18 protein-coding genes and 1 pseudogene are annotated in these 17,664 nt (G+C 36.7%); 9 read left to right on the top strand and 10 right to left on the bottom strand.

Annotated elements, in window-relative coordinates:
• Window positions 1–91: 91 nt before the first annotated feature.
• From AZE41_RS18890 to AZE41_RS18930, 9 genes are all read right to left on the bottom strand, one after another.
• On the bottom strand, window positions 92–541 hold the full coding sequence (locus AZE41_RS18890) for a transposase family protein (RefSeq protein WP_067212808.1): 450 nt from the start codon (window positions 539–541) through the stop codon (window positions 92–94).
• 234 nt (window positions 542–775) lie between these two features.
• Complete coding sequence (locus AZE41_RS18895) at window positions 776–2,167, bottom strand: NAD-dependent succinate-semialdehyde dehydrogenase (RefSeq protein ID WP_067212811.1); 1,392 nt, start codon at window positions 2,165–2,167, stop codon at window positions 776–778.
• Window positions 2,168–2,565: 398 nt separating this feature from the next.
• Complete coding sequence (locus tag AZE41_RS18900) at window positions 2,566–4,014, bottom strand: cytosine permease (protein WP_067212814.1); 1,449 nt, start codon at window positions 4,012–4,014, stop codon at window positions 2,566–2,568.
• A gap of 134 nt (window positions 4,015–4,148) precedes the next feature.
• Window positions 4,149–5,126, bottom strand: a complete 978-nt coding sequence (locus AZE41_RS18905; protein WP_067212817.1) for a 5-oxoprolinase subunit C family protein — start codon at window positions 5,124–5,126, stop codon at window positions 4,149–4,151.
• Window positions 5,119–6,006: a 5-oxoprolinase subunit B family protein gene (locus AZE41_RS18910; protein WP_067212820.1), complete on the bottom strand. Its 888-nt coding sequence runs from the start codon at window positions 6,004–6,006 to the stop codon at window positions 5,119–5,121. Before AZE41_RS18910 ends, AZE41_RS18905 begins: the two co-directional genes overlap by 8 nt.
• A gap of 111 nt (window positions 6,007–6,117) precedes the next feature.
• Window positions 6,118–6,879, bottom strand: coding sequence for a LamB/YcsF family protein (locus AZE41_RS18915; protein ID WP_067212823.1), 762 nt, complete (start codon window positions 6,877–6,879; stop codon window positions 6,118–6,120).
• On the bottom strand, window positions 6,876–8,240 hold the full coding sequence (locus AZE41_RS18920) for an acetyl-CoA carboxylase biotin carboxylase subunit (RefSeq protein WP_067212826.1): 1,365 nt from the start codon (window positions 8,238–8,240) through the stop codon (window positions 6,876–6,878). Before AZE41_RS18920 ends, AZE41_RS18915 begins: the two co-directional genes overlap by 4 nt.
• 28 nt (window positions 8,241–8,268) lie before the next feature.
• Entirely contained in the window at window positions 8,269–8,511 is a 243-nt protein-coding gene (locus AZE41_RS18925) for an acetyl-CoA carboxylase (RefSeq protein WP_067212829.1), read from the bottom strand.
• Window positions 8,512–8,766: 255 nt separating this feature from the next.
• Window positions 8,767–9,987: a Zn-dependent hydrolase gene (locus AZE41_RS18930; protein ID WP_082786725.1), complete on the bottom strand. Its 1,221-nt coding sequence runs from the start codon at window positions 9,985–9,987 to the stop codon at window positions 8,767–8,769.
• A 107-nt stretch (window positions 9,988–10,094) separates the two neighbouring features.
• Here AZE41_RS18930 and gabR point away from each other — a divergent pair, with 107 nt between their 5' ends.
• From gabR to AZE41_RS18960, 9 genes and pseudogenes are all read left to right on the top strand, one after another.
• A complete protein-coding gene (gene gabR, locus AZE41_RS18935; protein ID WP_067212832.1) occupies window positions 10,095–11,504 on the top strand; it encodes a MocR-like transcriptional regulator GabR in 1,410 nt (469 codons plus the stop codon).
• 209 nt (window positions 11,505–11,713) lie between these two features.
• Window positions 11,714–11,878 carry a hypothetical protein gene (locus AZE41_RS22925; RefSeq protein ID WP_156476105.1) on the top strand — a complete coding sequence of 55 codons (165 nt, stop codon included), beginning with the start codon at window positions 11,714–11,716 and terminating at the stop codon, window positions 11,876–11,878.
• A complete protein-coding gene (locus AZE41_RS18940; protein WP_067212835.1) occupies window positions 11,875–12,219 on the top strand; it encodes a hypothetical protein in 345 nt (114 codons plus the stop codon). Before AZE41_RS22925 ends, AZE41_RS18940 begins: the two co-directional genes overlap by 4 nt.
• A 307-nt stretch (window positions 12,220–12,526) precedes the next feature.
• Window positions 12,527–12,730, top strand: a pseudogene (locus AZE41_RS23400) (zinc ribbon domain-containing protein); the annotation flags it as partial.
• Window positions 12,731–13,298: 568 nt separating this feature from the next.
• Window positions 13,299–13,520: a DUF1659 domain-containing protein gene (locus AZE41_RS18945; RefSeq protein WP_067212838.1), complete on the top strand. Its 222-nt coding sequence runs from the start codon at window positions 13,299–13,301 to the stop codon at window positions 13,518–13,520.
• A 218-nt stretch (window positions 13,521–13,738) separates the two neighbouring features.
• Window positions 13,739–13,957 (top strand): DUF2922 domain-containing protein, encoded by a 219-nt coding sequence (locus tag AZE41_RS18950; protein WP_067212840.1) that lies wholly within the window; start codon window positions 13,739–13,741, stop codon window positions 13,955–13,957.
• Window positions 13,958–14,033: 76 nt separating this feature from the next.
• The gene (locus AZE41_RS22400) at window positions 14,034–14,162 is read left to right on the top strand and encodes a YvrJ family protein (protein WP_082786727.1); all 129 of its coding nucleotides are present in this window, start codon (window positions 14,034–14,036) and stop codon (window positions 14,160–14,162) included.
• Window positions 14,163–14,263: 101 nt separating this feature from the next.
• Window positions 14,264–14,881 carry a peptidoglycan DD-metalloendopeptidase family protein gene (locus AZE41_RS18955; RefSeq protein WP_067212844.1) on the top strand — a complete coding sequence of 206 codons (618 nt, stop codon included), beginning with the start codon at window positions 14,264–14,266 and terminating at the stop codon, window positions 14,879–14,881.
• A gap of 560 nt (window positions 14,882–15,441) precedes the next feature.
• Window positions 15,442–16,230, top strand: a complete 789-nt coding sequence (locus tag AZE41_RS18960) for a helix-turn-helix domain-containing protein (protein WP_067212847.1) — start codon at window positions 15,442–15,444, stop codon at window positions 16,228–16,230.
• 697 nt (window positions 16,231–16,927) lie between these two features.
• Here the strand turns inward: AZE41_RS18960 and AZE41_RS18965 are convergent.
• On the bottom strand, window positions 16,928–17,485 hold the full coding sequence (locus AZE41_RS18965) for a competence protein ComK (protein ID WP_082786729.1): 558 nt from the start codon (window positions 17,483–17,485) through the stop codon (window positions 16,928–16,930).
• Between the last annotated feature and the right edge of the window lie 179 nt (window positions 17,486–17,664).

Consider the following 17,664-nt stretch of genomic DNA (forward strand, 5'->3'; position numbering starts at 1 on the left):
AAATATGTAATTGTCTGAATGGCGCCATGCACAGCGTACCTGAAATTAACTCTTTTTCTTTTTCATTGCGAAATCATCGATACAAATCGCTTCAATCTTCTCTGTATTTATTACCAATACACTTTTTTTGATAATTACAGATTGTGCTCTTTTTAACGTCGACTAAGTGTTTCGTTAGATAGACTGCAGCAGAGACATAACTTTGTGTCAGTGAAACTTCCATAATGGTTTCTTTCAATCGTTTGGTTTTCTTCGTTTTATTGTCAATAAAACAATTTCCGGCAAAAGTCGTCTGATGACATGATGGATTATCACAAAACTTTTTTCGATTAGATAGCGTAACAATTACCTTTTTATCTTGAATCGGCAAATCTTGAAAGTTTCGATTATAGTGAGAGTGGACTCGAGAAGATACACTTTGACAGGAAGGACACACACATTCTTTTCGAGTAGATGTCACAAAGAAATAAATGAAATCTGAAGATATGTCCATACCTGTACAAATCAAGTTTTCGTCAAGTAATGTGATGAGTTCATCCATAAAGCAATCCCTCCTACAATCTTTCAACTTCACAATAACGGAATATACTGCTAATTTAACCAACTGTGGAAAGAACCTATTTGGCGCTTATACCTCCAGAACCATGAATATATCAAAAGGCTCCAATTCTATAGCGTGCAGAATTGAAGCCACATAATATAATTTTATTATCACTATCTATTTTATAGATGTGAGTTAAAACTATGAAACTTAGTAAAAGTTAACCGAATCTATTCATAAATTTCCGATGGATAAATATTTCGTTTCTAGATATGGTTCAATTCCTTCAATTCCACCTTCTCGTCCAAGACCACTTTCTTTCATACCACCGAATGGGACGTGAGCTGCGGAAGGAGCCCCATCGTTCCAGCCTATAATCCCGTAATCTAGATTATCGAATAAATAGTTTCCGACTTTATAGTTGTTTGTAAAAAAATATGCAGCTAGCCCATATGGGGTATTGTTAGCAATTTCAATTGCTTCATCTAATTCTTTGAAAGTGATTAATGGTACAACCGGACCAAATGTTTCTTCATACATGATTTTCATATTATCAGTAACGTCGGTTAGCACAGTTGGGTGAATAAAAAATGTTTTATTCTCATTATCGACCTCGTAATTTGCACCTGTCAACACTGTTGCCCCCTTTTCAATAGCGTCATTTATATGATGAACGATTTTTTTGTAACTGACTTCATTAATAATCGGGCCAATATCGGTATTTTTATCAAGTCCATTTCCAACAACGAGTTGTTTAGCTTTATCAACAAGTTTTCTAGAAAATTCATTGATGATGGATTCATGAACAATTATCCGATTAGCACAAACACAAGTTTGACCAGCATTACGGAATTTAGTAATAATCGTTTGCGTAACCGCCATATCAATATCTGCGTCCTTGGTAATAATTACTGGTGCATGTCCACCAAGTTCCATCGTTACACTTTTAACGGTGTCAGCACTTGCTTTTATTAGTGATTTCCCAACAGGGGTAGAACCAGTGAATGTAATTTTCCGAATAAGATCGCTTCCTGTAAAAATTTCACCGACAGATTTACCTTCCCCATTTACAAATTGAATAACATCTGCTGGAATACCAGCTTCATGAGCAAGTTCAATTAATCTAATTGTCGTTAGGGGAGTTTCCTCGGCGGGTTTTATAATAAATGTACATCCAGTAGCAAGTGCTGGTGCTGCCTTACGAGTCATCATTGCTGCCGGAAAATTCCACGGTGTAATTGCTGCAACTAATCCAATTGGATGTTTACTTACTATAAGACGTTTCCCTTCATCATGCGTGGGAATTACTCTACCGTAAATTCGTTTAGCTTCTTCTGCATACCAGTCAATATAACTCGTTGCATAATCAACTTCACTGATTGATTCAGCAAGCGGCTTTCCATTTTCCTCGGTAATTATTTTAGCGATATCCATTTTATGTTTTTGGATTAAATTCGACCACTTTAAAAGTAGATGAGATCTTTTATGAGCAGTTGTCTTTTTCCAAGTTTTAAAAGCGTCATGCCCTTTTTGTAAACATTGTTTAATTTCTTCTGGACTGTTACAGGTTACAGTAGACATGTTTTTGCCAGTTGCAGGGTTTTTTACTTGAAATGTATTAATCATGTATATTACTCTCCTATAAATTTAAGTTTTCGAATATTTTAATTATTCATTTTTACTTAACTACTCAGTATGCACTTTAGAAACAACTAACCGTACAACTTATTCGTAAAAAAAGTCATCTTAACCATATTTTTAACGAGGCTTAGTTGTCTGCTACAAAATTGAGTATTCGTATTCGTACTAAACTAATTAGGCTTTTGCTTATATATTTCCTTTTGTCGCGTTTAACGCTATATACTACGTAAGAAGCAAAGAAAAAGCAGAAAATGAATTAGTTTATTCTCTTTAGTAGATAATAGTTTAAATTCAATAAAATGGTTTGAGTCATAGAGTAACGAAGATTGAAACCATTTTATTTTGATTAGATATATTTTAAATTCTGGAATCCATGTAATATATTATTTAACTATTTCGACGCCTGTGTCCGAGTAGTTAGATTTTTCGCCACTTACTTGCTCTTCAATCATAACTGGGTACTTCCGTTTAAATATATTAGCCGCGATGTAATAAAGCACGCCTGCCAAAGGCATTGTAACAAAAAGACTTTGTTCAGAAAAAAAGAAGGCGCCAATTAGGGAGGACACTATATAAATAGTTATAGATACAATGTTTATTCCCTTAGTATATTTATATTTCCCTTGGGAATTATAAATTTCATCGAGGTCTATCTTTCTTTTTCTGAGTAAATAATAATCTACGCCAACGATAGCAACTGCCGGAGCTACTGTCGCACTAAATAAAGAAATAATAAGGTTTACTTTATCTCCCATTGCTAAAGGTAATAAAACAAAAAACAGTATAGCAAATATATAAACCGCTGATTTATAACTTACTTTCTTTGGAAAAAGGCTTGAAATTGCATATGCTCCAGGTAACATGTTCGCTGTGGTATTAGTGGAAGCTTGTGCTACTACAATAAATAAGTGAAGTAATATTGCCAAAGCTACTGATTTTTCTTGAACTAATCCAGAAATAATAACTAAAACATCTGATCCTTTTGTAGTGCCGGACAGAGCCATAGTCACACTTCCTAAAATAGCATAAAACCATACAGCTGGGATTATACCAATAAATGTGGGGATAATATATTTCTTATTATTCGGAAACCACTTATTACTGTCACCATACCTTTTGCAATCTTTGGTAACATCGTTCATACCTAATGCGAAACTAATATATCCGCCCGTCATTACTGCTGCACAAAAAAGCCATGTGCTTAAAGTTGGTTTTTCACCTTGTAAATTTCCAATACTAAATATTTCAAAGAAAGATACATTATAAGCGGAAAGAACAACATACATCATGTATATCCCCATTACAATTAATAATGGAACAACGAAAGTAATAAACCTCTCAAGTCCTTTCACTTTTGTCAAAGTTATAGCAATCATCAGTATAACATTCAAAATTATACCAAGAACTATACTTTCAAAGCCAAAAACAATTTTAAATATCTCATTTAAAGCGATTGCTCCAATATATGTGTTTACTCCGGTAAAGAACAAACTAGGAATAATCCGTACTAAATTAACGAATCTACCACCTATATACCCAAATGCGGTAGAAACTGAAGTTGCAAAACTTATACCGTATTTTAAACCAATATCCTGAGCCATTAAGCTTATTAGACCCAATATGACTGTTCCAATTAATATCGCCAAAGAATATTGTCCTATGGTAAGGTGATTAACTAGTGGAGAAAAACTAATAAATCCTGATAACTGCACTGCTACACCAAACCAAATTATCCCATAGCCTGTTGGTTTAATTGTTCTTTCGTCGTCATTCACTGGTCTTAAATCTGAGTTATAAAGATCATGTTCAGGGGAAGACTGAAAATTCACCATGAAATACCTCCTTTTAAATTAATATTTTAATACAGAATATTACATGGATTATCTTTAGCAAAGTGCTCATCAACTTTTCGAATGATATAGGTGTAAACAATAATACTGATTCTTATTTCAACAATTTAAGATTTTTAGTGTTTGTAAATAAATTCTTCAATCATTTCTATTCTTTTATTTTGTTCTTTTCGAACTTGTAAAGCTTCCCCCATTGATATAGAAATAAACTTTAATTTATCATGTGTTTTTGCTTGAGCTAATACATCTAGGTCCGCACTGATGACTGTCCCCACCGTAGCGTAACCACCACTAGTAACAGCGTCATTTAATAAAATAATAGGCTCTATACCATCGGGAATTTGTATTGAACCTATTGGGTAACCTACATCTACTACATTTGATGGATTGCTTCCAGCGCCATAAGGTTGCTTGCGTGGTACAAAATTCAAGCGTTCTCCCTTGAGGCGATAACCCACTCGATTAGCATCGGGAGTAACTGTCCATTCAATTTCAAAAAAACGTTCTCTACTTTCTTGAGTTATTCGGTGGTTATATAAGCCTTCAATTATCCTTAGTTCGTGAGTGTTGGAAAATTCAGTTATTAATTCTGGTGGTAATTTAACACCCTCTTTAATACTTTTATTCTTCAAATTCCCGATGAAGAGGGTATCTCCCTCTTTTAAAGCGCGCCCATTGATTCCGCCTATTTTGCTTAAAGTGTATGTGGAACGGGAACTCATAATTTCGGGTACATCAATCCCACCCGCAACAGATAAGTAAACTCTGGCACCATTTTTTAAAAAATCAAAAGACAAAACATCCCCAGCGTTAATTTTTAATGTTTCATACATCGGTACACTTTCTCTATTAATTTTAGGAGGTATTTCACCGCCTGTTATCGCAATTAATGTGTTTTCTTTAAATTCTAATTCCGGTCCCATATATGTGATTTCTAATACTGCAGCTTTTGGATCGTTTCCTACTAATAAATTGGCTACTGAGTACGAATATTTATCAAGTGCACCTGATGGAGGCATGCCTATCTCATAGTATCCTACCCTTCCAAAATCTTGAATAGTTGTATGCAAACCTGGTTTAAGGACATTAATCATTATACAACCTCCACACAGCAGTTTCCGAAAATCCTTCTAAATCATTTAGTATTTGATTGGGAGTAAAAGTGAAATCTTTTTTGAGATATTGGAAAGTGCCATTATTAACTTCTTCTCTAACAGTTTCATATTCATCTCTACAAATACTTCGAAATTTAAATATGTCTCCTTGACGCGGAAACACCATAGTTTCTTTAAAATCATAAAGTTCTTGTTTTTTATCGAATACAGGTACCGGAGTAATGCCAAGCATTTGTGCTCCCCCTGTCCCCTCTGAAGGGTAAATTGTAACAGACGTTCCTCCTATAGCAAAGCATCTTTCTGGTGTGTAAGTACGCGGTCTAATGTACTTAGGAGCTTCAATCTGCTTTTCTTGTGGGACAATTTGAGTACAAAATGGTAAACCAGGAGCAAATCCAATCATGGTAACTAAAAATGGTGAATTTGTCATGGCATGAATAAATGATTTTATTGAATCAAAACCGTTTATTTTAGCTACATATTCGATGTCAGTACAATTCGGATCTTGATGTCTATCTCTAAATTTCATTGCTGTTTCTTTCGTCCAGGGATCGTCAAAGTAAATTGGAATCTCTACTAATCGCGAATTAATTTGGACTTTTCTAAAGTCTCCCAATGATTCCTCTACCACTTTCAATTTTTCAATTAACTCAGTTCCTTCTATTACATCAGGGTTAAATCGGATCATATAAGAAGCATTCGCTGAACAAACATCTTGTATCCCGGTTATCTTATTACTTTTTACTTCATTTGTAATAGCCCGTACTTTAAAGTTTACTTCGAGACTCATCTCCTCACTCAATTCAACTAATAAAAATTCGTCACCGCCAAAGCTATATCGAGTTTTTGAGTTTCCCATTTTTTTCGTCTCCTCTTTAATTGACAAACAAATTCCCATCTTACTAAGTTTATTTAAACATTAGAAAATTGTTCAAATGATTTTTTAGACATTATACCTATTTTAATTACTTTATATTATATTCTTGATGGGCGTGACTTCTATATTGTTGTTTTTCAGTGCTGTATCAATATGTTTTGCTAAAGTTGAGGCACCTGGAGTATCTCCATGAATACAAATTGTTTGTGCTTTAATTCTCGTGTCTTCTCCAGTATCAGCTTTTACTGTTTCATCCTTTACCATACGAACAACACGATTAGCAAGAGCGGTATAATCATCTATTCTTTGTCCTTTTCTAAGTGGAACTATTCCTCCTGATTTAGTATGTTCGCGGTCGGCAAATGTTTCTTTAGCTATACGCATGCCCATTTTCTCACCTAAATGAGTAACAGCAGAATTATTCAATGCAAAGATAATTATATTTTTATCTATTTCAGCAATTGCTTCTAAAATTGCTTTTGCTAGTTTTTCATCTTCCATAGCCATTACGTATAAAGCACCATGAGGTTTACAATGTTGTATTTCAAGACCTGAAAGTTTAGCAAATTCTCGTAATGCCCCTACTTGATAAGTTATATAATCTTTAATTTCTTCTTCTGTACAGCTCAACTCTCTTCTTCCGAAGCCTAATAGGTCAGGAAATGAAGGGTGTGCCCCGATTTGTACATTGTATTCTTTTGCTAATTGTACAGTTTTTCTCATTACGTGAGGGTCCCCCGCATGATAGCCGCAAGCTATGTTCGCAGAAGTTATATATTTCATCATCTCTTCGTCATAACCAAACTCATATAACCCAAAACTTTCTCCCATATCACAATTTATATCGACTTTCATAATCTAATCTTCTCCTTTAAGCTTCTTGTCTCTAAAAAATGTGTTGTATATTCTCCATCTATAAATTTCGGATCATTTATAATGTCTTTTAATAAGGATAAATTAGTTTTAATGCCTTCTATTTTAAATTCGTTTAATGCCTGATTCATTTTTTTTAAAGCTTTATTTCTACTTTCTTCATGAACAATAATCTTTCCTATCATAGGATCATAGAAAGGAGGTATACTACTATTTTCCTCTACAGAAAAGTCTAATCTAACACTCTTTTCTACAGGAAAAGTTAATTTAGTCAATTTTCCTGGGGAAGGAAAATAAGTTTTTGGATCTTCAGCATATAATCGTGCTTCTAATGCATATCCTATTTGCTTAATATCCTCTTGTTCCATTTTCAATTCTTCACCAGCAGCTACTTTAATTTGTAGTTCCACAAGGTCTAAACCAGTTACTTTTTCTGTAATTGGATGTTCTACTTGCAATCGTGTATTCATTTCAAGAAAATAAAAATCCCCTGAAAGTTCATCATAAAGGAACTCTACTGTTCCCGCATTCGTATAACCAATTTTCTTAACCCCTTTTACGGCTGTTTCACATAGTTTTTGTCTAATTTGCGGACTTAATACTGGTGAAGGGCTTTCTTCTATTACTTTCTGATTTCTTCTCTGAATAGAACATTCACGTTCAAATAAATGGATTACATTTCCAAAGTTATCGCCAAAAACTTGAACTTCTATATGTCGCGCATTCTCTATAAACCGTTCTAAAAAAATAGTGTCATCTCCAAAGGATGAATTTGCTGTTTGTTTTGCGAAAGGGAAATACTTTTTTAATTCGTCATCGTTACGAATTAGTTGCATTCCAATGCCACCCCCACCAGCACTAGCTTTTAACATCAATGGGTATCCTAGCTGGCTAGCAATTATTAACGCCTGATCTATTGATTTTAAGTCGCCGTTCCACCCTGGTACAATAGGAACTCCTGCTTCTTCCATAGTTTGTCGTGCCTTTATTTTATCCCCCATGGAATCGATAACTTTCCAATCTGGCCCGATAAATGTTATCCCAGCTTCTTGACACTGTAGTGCGAAACTGGAATTCTCCGACAGGAATCCATAGCCCGGGTGAATTGCATCTACTTCACAACTTTTTGCAATACTGAGTACCTTTTGGCCATTAAGATAACTCTTTTTAGCTGGCGACTCTCCTAAATGATAGGATTCGTCTGCTTCTCGAACAAATAAAGCATCTGCATCTGCATCAGAGTATACCGCGACTGTCCTGATTCCCATTTTTTTGCATGTAGTAATAATTCTTCTAGCAATTTCTCCACGATTAGCCACGAGAATTTTTTTAAAGAAACTCATATTTTACCTCCTCAAACATAATTTTTATTTACTTTATTTCGACAAGTACCTGTCCGGCTTCAATTGCTTGTTCATGTTGTACTTTAAAACTCACAATAGTGCCATCTGTCTCCGAATAAATTGTCTGATATGTTTTCATTATCTCAATTAAGCCTATTGGATCTCCGGCCTTTATTTGTTGACCTTCCTCCGCATATATTGGCTCTTCCGGACTTGATTTTCGATAAAATACACCAGGTATTGGTGAAACGATTTTCTTTAATTCTTTCATTTTAAATGCCTCCTCGATATAAAATATAATAGTATTAAAATTCTTCAAATATTGAAATATCCCCTCTTACTTTACGAATAAATAAAATGATGCGCAACTATACTATCTATCTGTTTACCATTTCCGCATTGATTTAAGATAGATCATATAAAGAGTTTTCATCATTAAAAAAAGACATTTATTAGTAATAAACTTTAAACTAAGGATTTTTCGTAGTAATATTTTAATTTGGTATTTTTATTGATTAGTTTACTTTCACTCAGCTAGATTTCTTACTACATCTAGAAGAACATTTCCACCCTTGTTAATATCTTCCCAGTCGCTTTCTTCTTCTGGACAATGACTCTTTCCTTCTATACTAGGAACAAAAATCATTGCTGTAGGACATACCTTGTTCATATATGTTGTCATGTGGCCCGCACCACTTACAACATGTTTTTGAGGATATCCATAATAACTTGCTGCTTTCGCTATATCTTCAGTAATCTTTTCAGAAAAAACTATTGAATCCATTGACCATTCTTCATCAATATTTATTTGCATGTCATCTTCTCTTGCAATCTTTTTTAATCTATCAATAACTAACTGAACACCTTTGTTTTTTCTATGTGTATCTATATCGCGAATGTCTACTGAAAACCTTACTTCACCAGGAACTGTATTAACGCTGTCAGGAGAGACATTAAATTTCCCTACTGTTGTTATAGAGCGCTCTCCAATATCCTTTGCAGAATCTTGAATAGTCAGTACCATTTTTGCTGCTGTACACAATGCATCCTTCCTTACATACATAGGGGTTGGACCTGAGTTGTCAGACCTCCCTGTAATAGTAACATCAAGCCATGTTAAACCCATGATGCCTTCTACTACGCCTATAGGTATTTTTTCTTCAAAAAGCACCGGCCCTTGTTCAATATGCAATTCGATATATGCTTCTGCTTCCTTTAGTCTGTTGTTTTTTTCTCCCAAATAACCAATTGCTTTCAATTCATCTATAAATCTTTTATTATCTTTATCTTTTTCTTCATATACAGACTCAATATCAAAATCACCTGAAAGAACACCACTACCTACCATTAAAGGGTAAAATCTTATCCCCTCCTCATTAGTAAAATTAACTATTTCAATCGCCCTTTTGCTATTAATAGAATTTTCATTAAATACTCTCACCACTTCCAGAGCCGATAAAAGACCAATTGTTCCGTCAAATTTTCCGGAGTTTTTAATTGAGTCTAAGTGTGAACCTAAAACTATTGGTTTAGCTTCCGGATCAGTCCCTTCCCTTCTACCATAAATATTACCAACATCATCTATTCGTATTTCTAAGTCAATCTCCTTCATCCAAGACACTAATAAATCCCTAGCTTCTTTATCTTCTTGTGAAAGAGCTAATCGCGTTATACCACCATTTGTATTAGCACCAACATTCGACATCAAGTTAAACTGTTCAATTACTCTGCCTATATTTATTTCCAAAATATACCTCCTAACATATTCTAACTTTATAGACTAGTATGACACTTAGTTGGTATAATAAAAAGAACCAGATTATTCAAAGTAATGGAACCAGGAGGGGATATTAAATGATTAACTTTTATATAGATAAAGGAAATAATTCCGAGTTTATTTACAATCAAATCTGCGAAAAATTAAAAAAAATGATTTTAGAACATAAAATCAAAGTGGGCGAAAAATTACCTTCAAAAAGACAATTGGCTAACGATTTAATGGTAAGCGTTAATTCAGTATCCACTGCATATGAACAACTACTTGCAGAAGGATACATATATACTATAGAACGAAAAGGTTATTTTGTGGAAGATGTAGGCAACTTTATCAACAAACATTCGTCCGAGGATTATCAATTTCCAAAACATTTAAAAGAGAAATCTATCGACAAAGATGGATGGCTTTCTCTATCGCATATTAACACTGACGATTCTATGTTTCCATTCCCTAAATGGATGAACAGTCAACAAAAAGCAATATACATGCATAAAAATGAACTTTCACAAATCTCTCACCCCCAGGGGCCTTTAGCCGTTAGAGAGACAATTTCTAATATGGTTGCTTTGACTCGTGGTGTGAATTGTGAGCCAGAACAAATTGTTATAAATACAGGTACCCAGCCATTAATCCAAAAATTAATGAGTATGCAACTACAAAATATAAAAGTAGCTGTAGAAAACCCTGGGTATGTACGTATTTTTCACTTATTAAAAAGCTTAAACCTCGAAGTATCACCTATTTCACTAGATAATAAAGGAATTAATTTCAAGGAATTCAAAAAGTCTAATTCAGACTTTTTAATTGTTACACCTTCACATCAATTCCCAACTGGAGTTATTATGCCTATATCTAGAAGGATTGAAATATTGAATTGGGCTGCTATGCATAAAAATCGCTATATTATAGAAGATGATTATGATAGCGAATTTAAATATGGAACAGATAATATCCCTTCCTTACAAAGTCTTGATAAAAATAATCGCGTCATTTATATTGGTTCTTTCTCTAAAACACTTTTGCCCAGTTTTCGTATCAGTTATATGATTTTGCCCCCTAAATTATTAGAGCTGTACAAAAAGCAGTATTATGACTGGAGTGAAAACAATACACTTCATTTATATGCATTACACTATTTTATACAAAGTGGTGAATATGCTAAACACATTAAAAGAATGAATCAACATTATAATAAAAAACGAAAATACTTAATAAATGAGCTTTATTTAAAATTCAAAAAAAGTATATACATAAAAGATGTCCCTGCTGGACTTCATATTTTCATAAAATTTAATACAAATAAAACTTATAGCGAAATTATTGAAAATGCACAACAAGAAAAGCTTGAAATCTATACAATTAAAAGATTCTTATTAAATGACGAGCTAGAAAACATGAATAATATTCAGTTAGTTATTGGTTTTGCTAGCATTAAGGAAGAAGATATATCCGATGCAGTAGAGCGGTTATATCGTGTTATTTACTAATCGACAAAATACATTTGATTTTGTTAGCTACTTTTTTCTTAACTAAGTGGTATTAAAATGATGTTCTCGACTTATGAAACACTCTTGTAGACTTCAAGTAATTGTGTGCGTACCTTTGCAATAAAAAGAAACCAAAAATTCACCCAATTGTATAAGTACTAGACAAATTCAACGTAGAATAAGCTAATTTTTACAGAGGGGGAGAAATTGTGAGATTATATTACAGTGAAAGAACAAAAGAATTTGAAATAGCTTATTTTAGAGATGAGACGCTTCTTTGTGGCAAATTCGATGCCCTGGATATTAATGAGAAGTCTGCAGTATTCGCTGCAGACTTCTTGTTCGGATTCAAGATGTTCGGCTTGTCCAAATGAGATACAGTGAAGCTAAGGTCAAGAAACTCACCAGCAAGAAGTTGTATGAACGGCTAACCATGCTGAACAACGAAAAGTCACCGGACACCAGATCAATCATGGTCGTCCTGTCGGAGATTGCCCAGCGAGACCCTGCGGAGTACGAGGCGGGAAAGATCGAGGCAGAGGTGGAGAAGTCCAAACGCCACACTGTCATGGAAACTACGGACATTCTCTATCTCGAAATCAAGTACCACGAGGACTATCTTGCCAAGTCGGAATCCGAGACTGACCCATACGAGCGCAAGCTCCGGTCGGCCATGCTTGGAATGGTTCACAAGGAACTAAGGCGTCGGACATAATTGTTTGTGTGCCTGTGCAACAAACAACAACAACAACTAACAATTCATCCCACTGATTAAAAAGAGAATAGAGATTAGATAATCAGTTGCCTATCTAATCTCCTGTTCATAATGTATATTCGTATTGGATTTTCAAAATACAAACTTGCGCAGGTACCTGAAATTTATGTTATTGCGCCCCCTCATCAATTTCAATTCGATAAAGGGGAATCCTTTCCTTCTAAAAACGATAAAAAAAAATAACGCTTATGCTGCGTTAAATTCCTTCTGACCTCCTTCAGTTTTAAGAAAATAAAAAGAAAGCCCGGTATGTGCTGTCGCAAAAAATTTCCCCTCTAGCCAACTCTGTTCAAGTTGTGGCTATCGCCATAAAGACGTTAAGAATCTCGGATTACGTGAATAGGTGTGTCGGGCATGTAACTCGTTCCACGACCGACACTATAACGCAAGTATCAATCTTGAAAAAGAAGCCATAAGACTTCTAACCTCAGGGATTGCGGGGGTAGCCTAATCAATAACTGGCGGTTACGTCAGCGATCTTAGGAATCTCCCACTTCTAAACGAAGTGAAAGTGGGGGTAATTCAAGTAATCGTAGTAAACTGTAAGTAATTTCTCCTCCGACAATCGCCCCTACAAAAGCTATCACACCAGTCATTATTGTCGGACTCCAACCGAAAAACAGCTTCATTATTGTAATAGCTATATATGTTGAACTAATGATTCTATATAATCTCCAGCGAAGACGCCTCATTGGGGTAGCCGAGCATTGGTGAGTGGATTCTTTATGTCAACATATATAACTGAAATCTATTTATCCGTCGCTCGCCTATAATGGTCAAGGTAAAAGAGCATTTTCTTTTTATAATGAAAGAAGAGATTCTTCTCTATCAACTTGCTGAGCGCACGAAGATTCAATTTCGGGCGCTACAACCACTTCTATGATCTGCCCATTGCAATTTAAAACATCTTTAAAGAGTTGAATTCGAAGAGAAATGTTCTACAAACACCAAACATTTCACAAACAATGTCCCCTTTCCTTCCCTATCACTCTATATAGAGGGTGAAAGGAGGTGATTACATGGCTGCAACAATCGAATTTCAACACGCGGCGGGCCGCGTTCTCTTCGACGGTGGTTTGACAGAGGACGGAAAGATCATCCGTAAATCGAAGACGTACCGCTATATCAAAGAAAATGCACCAGCTGAGGACTTGTACAAAGCGCTGGAGCAACTTGGTCGGCTCTCAACTTTGTTGTTCATCGGAGCGGATCTCGTGGAAACATCGAGTTTGATTGACTAACCAATTAACAAATTAGGAAAAGCGCAGGGCGCCCGCTAGACGCGACGGGCATAAGTCAATCTAGCGACGTGGCGCACTTAGCCACATAGCTTGATTGCTTTCAGGGAAGCCAGTCTAAAACCGCCACGTCCTGTGGCAACGACTGCCTGACTCACTTCCTGTGAGCCTCTAAGCGGCTGGCGCCCGAAATCTAGACAATGGAAAAGGAGGGATAAAAAATGGCTAAAACACTACAATTGAACTTCAACACAGCAAGCGGGAAAAGGGTGAGTTTGACGGTGGATGAACCCCGCGCAGATTTGACGCCGCAAAGCATTGAAGCAGCGATGCAGGAGATCATCGCTGCAAATGTATTCGAAGTAAACGGCGCTCCACTCGCAACAATTGTTAGCGCTCGGGTTATTGAGCGCAATGTAACAGAACTTGTAAACGGCTAACAAGCAGCAACGACCGGTTCACCAGTTTTCGGACTGGGGACCGGTTTTTTTATGTATTTAGAGAGGAGGAAATGAGATGGAACAATGGATGAGTCTCATACAGGAAGTCGGTTTCCCGATATTCGTATCATTCTATCTTTTGCACCGGCTCGAAACAAAACTCGTTGCGATCCATGATGTCTTGGTTTCATTAAAAATGCAGTGAATTTTAATCATCTCCCATCAATGGAAATTTCAGTAAGATTACTCGCTCGTGTTGCGTTGCTGGGTACTAGTTGAACTTAATTTGGAGTAAGGAGGAAATTAATGTTTATTAAACCATGCGAGGGTCGTGTCACATCTCCTTTCGGTTACCGCATCCATCCGATTACGCATTTGCGAACGATGCATTGGGGTGTGGATTACGGAAATACTTCATCAAACAATACGATCGTTGCAGCAGCTGCTGGAAAAGTAACTTTTTCTAAGTCTACAAATGGTTATGGCAACACGGTTATGATTGTGCACGCAATCGGTGGAAAGACGTTTGAAACCGTGTACGCACATCTACAGTCTATCGGTGTGAAAGTCGGGCAGATTGTCAAACAGGGCGAACGTATCGGCGTGAAAGGTACGACTGGAAAAAGTACAGGGATCCATCTTCATTTCGAGGTCCACATTGGTCGTTGGAACAACAAGTTTACGAATGCGGTTGATCCGTTATATTATGTTGTCGATCATGAAGTAAAAGAAATACAAAGCTTGCTCGTCAAAATAGGTTACAAGATTGCTGTGGATGGACTAAACGGGCCTGCTACAAAGTCTGCGGTTCAGTCGTTTCAAAAGGCTTTTGGACTTGTTGTAGACGGAATTCCAGGGAAGTTGACGACAGCTGCACTTGCTAAAGTGGCGAAAGATAATATGGTCAATGGTGCCGAGGTATAATAAGTATGAAAAAGCCCAATTGCTCATTTTTATGAGCAATTGGGCTTTTTCGAGTGAGTCTAGGACTAGTTTGTTGGACACTTTGAGGTTTTCGTTGGACTCTTGGCCGAGTTCGTCGGACAGCTCTAGACTTTCGTTGGACACTTCGAAGAGTTTGTTGGAAACCTCCCTGTTTGTTGGACACTTTTCCGAGTTGGTTGGAGGCTTTGCGAAGTTGGTTGGACAGTTGCCGGGCTTTGTTGGAGACTTCCTTGTATATTCTGAATCCCTTCACGCACAACTTACCTAAAAAAACTTTTGAAGTATCTTTGCTACCCCGTTTGGTCCAACTGCGTACTAAGAAAGAAGAAGCAATAATAACGCTGTCAGACCATGTTTATTGATATCTTCTTACTCCTACTACGCTGTTTCACCAACGCGGTAGTATGCTCCATTCCCTCTCACTGGATTTTTTTCTAATGCGCTTGCCATCTTCTCAAAAAATCACAAAAACTTTTTTCACAACATTGTCCCCTAAACCTCAATTCCCTTCTATATAAAGAATAAAGGGGATATTCTTTATGACAACTTACCTAACGGAATACGCACACTTCACAAACAAAAACGATTTAGACGCAGCAACTAGGCAACATGTACTTGCGAACTGGAACGAAATGAACCAAACAGAGCGGGCTGTTCTTGATATGATACGTCGTTACTCCGTTAAATATGGCGCTGCACACTTGAAACACGAAACCATCGAAAAGGCTATCAAGAAATCAAATGCAACTGTTAGACGCGCCATCCGCAAATTAGTAAAGCTCGAAATCATCGAACGCATTCACTATATCCGCCCCGTTATGAGCGGTCTAGGCGCTAACATTTATGTCATTAAACCTACTAATGACCAGTCGAAATTGAACACCCCGGAGAATGACGAAAAGCCTTCTAGCAGTATGGCTGAACCCGCTAATATACAAACCGAAGCTTTTCTTTCTAAAGCGATAAAACCTAAAGACCTTAAAAGAACGTCTCCTCCGGAAATTGTGCCTACTACTCTTTTCGGTAAAATGAAATCTCTTCTTTCTTCAACAATCGGAGAAAGTAAATTAGCGCGTAATTTTTACGGCATCTATCGGAAACAGTCCCTGCAAATGCTGAAATTCAGTATTCACGAAGACAAAGGAGAACTGTTCGAGCAATTAGCCATGCATGCCCTTCGCATTGCGGTTCAAACAACCAAACAGAAAAAAGTCCGGAATCTGCCTGGCTATTATTCAGGCGTCTTGCGCGAACTCATCGGCAAGACTTTATTCAGCGAGGCTTTCATGGATTATGACGTGCCAGTTGAGGGGTTTTTCTGCCGATGAAATAAAGTACTGGATTCACGTTTCCAACAGACCGATTAACAGCATAAAATAGTCCCATACCCTTTGCCAAATACGAAGTTTGGCGGGGGTTAGATGAGACGGTAACAAGCACATTGGCAGACGAGCAACTGGCGACTATCTGTCTCCCAACATCTGACAAGTACTTAAAGTAAAATACTAGTCGAAAACGAGTTTTCTCTACGTTGCTGTCAACTTCACTAATAAAATCATAGCCCGTCGGAAATCTGAGGAGGTTGGTTAGAGCAGGATGCGGATAGTTAGCATCTACGGGCTTTGGTTGGACACTTGGCCGAGTTGGTTGAACAACTTTCAGGCTTTCGTTGGACACTTCGAAAAGTTCGCTGGAAACCTCCCTCTTGGTTGGACACTTTGCGGCTTTCGTTAGACACCTGGCCATGTTAGTTGGACAACCCAAAGCTTTCGTTGGACACTTCGAAGAGTTGGTTGGAAACCTCCCTCTTGGTTGGACACTTCGAAGCTTTCGTTGGATACTGGGCCAGGTTGATTGGACAACTCCCGGCTTTTGTTGGATCCACAAGTTATGACCGTTCAATCCATTGTTAATAAAATAAAAGAGAATAGATACATACCTATTCTCCAGTTCATAAGTATGCAATTGTAATGAATTGACTAACTAACAGCACGCACAACTACCTAAATTATGGATCCTCACCAATCACCATACAATTCTATCATCGAAACCATTTTCCCTATCATATAACTCCTTTTCCTGATGCCTCAAGTTGCTTACGCTCATCAGCGTGTGGAGGCGTTGATATTGCTTTAGTATGGTGTTTTTTGAGACTTTTACGGTAACGGAAATCCCTGCCATAAACGTTATCACTGATTGGCCTTTCGCCACTTCGTGAACGCTGATGTGATGATTAAAAATAAAGACACAATCCGGACTTTTTGATGATTTTGTCGGAAATACACCAATTTTATTAGGTTCTATAATGAACGGCGGTTTCTTTGAATAATCCAACAAAACCGTAGCAACATCTGTACGTCCCTGCCAAGTTGAAGAATAATTAATGCACGCCTTATTAAGTAGTTCCAGCGGTGTTAACACCGAGTAATAAATACCATGTGTTGTAATAATTTCACTTTTATTTTCCCCCATGAAAAATGCTTTAACTGCCAATACTGTTCGATTAATTAAAAAAGAATCACACATTCGCAAATGAACATCCTCCTTTAAACCAGTTATAAATGTATGATACCATTTACCCATAAATATTCAAGCCCTTTTATCCGAATATGATGAATATTGTAATTTATATGTGTCAAATGTCATTTTTCGCTATCCATCCATCACGTATGATGCGCCAAACGTCACGAACGCCTATTGGATTCCCTATTTCAAATGCACTACGATGTAGTCACCCGGGAATACAAAGCACCGTGCACGGT

This window comes from Sporosarcina psychrophila, assembly GCF_001590685.1.
GTDB lineage: Bacteria > Bacillota > Bacilli > Bacillales_A > Planococcaceae > Sporosarcina > Sporosarcina psychrophila.

Excerpts from the sequence above, each read along its gene's own strand:
- AZE41_RS18890 (WP_067212808.1), bottom strand. The coding sequence starts at position 541 with ATGGATGAACTCATCACATTACTTGACGAAAACTTGATTTGTACAGGT.
- AZE41_RS18895 (WP_067212811.1), bottom strand. The coding sequence starts at position 2,167 with ATGATTAATACATTTCAAGTAAAAAACCCTGCAACTGGCAAAAACATG.
- AZE41_RS18900 (WP_067212814.1), bottom strand. The coding sequence starts at position 4,014 with ATGGTGAATTTTCAGTCTTCCCCTGAACATGATCTTTATAACTCAGAT.
- AZE41_RS18905 (WP_067212817.1), bottom strand. The coding sequence starts at position 5,126 with ATGATTAATGTCCTTAAACCAGGTTTGCATACAACTATTCAAGATTTT.
- AZE41_RS18910 (WP_067212820.1), bottom strand. The coding sequence starts at position 6,006 with ATGGGAAACTCAAAAACTCGATATAGCTTTGGCGGTGACGAATTTTTA.
- AZE41_RS18915 (WP_067212823.1), bottom strand. The coding sequence starts at position 6,879 with ATGAAAGTCGATATAAATTGTGATATGGGAGAAAGTTTTGGGTTATAT.
- AZE41_RS18920 (WP_067212826.1), bottom strand. The coding sequence starts at position 8,240 with ATGAGTTTCTTTAAAAAAATTCTCGTGGCTAATCGTGGAGAAATTGCT.
- AZE41_RS18925 (WP_067212829.1), bottom strand. The coding sequence starts at position 8,511 with ATGAAAGAATTAAAGAAAATCGTTTCACCAATACCTGGTGTATTTTAT.
- gabR (WP_067212832.1), top strand. The coding sequence starts at position 10,095 with ATGATTAACTTTTATATAGATAAAGGAAATAATTCCGAGTTTATTTAC.
- AZE41_RS18940 (WP_067212835.1), top strand. The coding sequence starts at position 11,875 with ATGAGATACAGTGAAGCTAAGGTCAAGAAACTCACCAGCAAGAAGTTG.
- AZE41_RS18945 (WP_067212838.1), top strand. The coding sequence starts at position 13,299 with ATGGCTGCAACAATCGAATTTCAACACGCGGCGGGCCGCGTTCTCTTC.
- AZE41_RS18950 (WP_067212840.1), top strand. The coding sequence starts at position 13,739 with ATGGCTAAAACACTACAATTGAACTTCAACACAGCAAGCGGGAAAAGG.
- AZE41_RS22400 (WP_082786727.1), top strand. The coding sequence starts at position 14,034 with ATGGAACAATGGATGAGTCTCATACAGGAAGTCGGTTTCCCGATATTC.
- AZE41_RS18955 (WP_067212844.1), top strand. The coding sequence starts at position 14,264 with ATGTTTATTAAACCATGCGAGGGTCGTGTCACATCTCCTTTCGGTTAC.
- AZE41_RS18960 (WP_067212847.1), top strand. The coding sequence starts at position 15,442 with ATGACAACTTACCTAACGGAATACGCACACTTCACAAACAAAAACGAT.
- AZE41_RS18965 (WP_082786729.1), bottom strand. The coding sequence starts at position 17,485 with ATGGGTAAATGGTATCATACATTTATAACTGGTTTAAAGGAGGATGTT.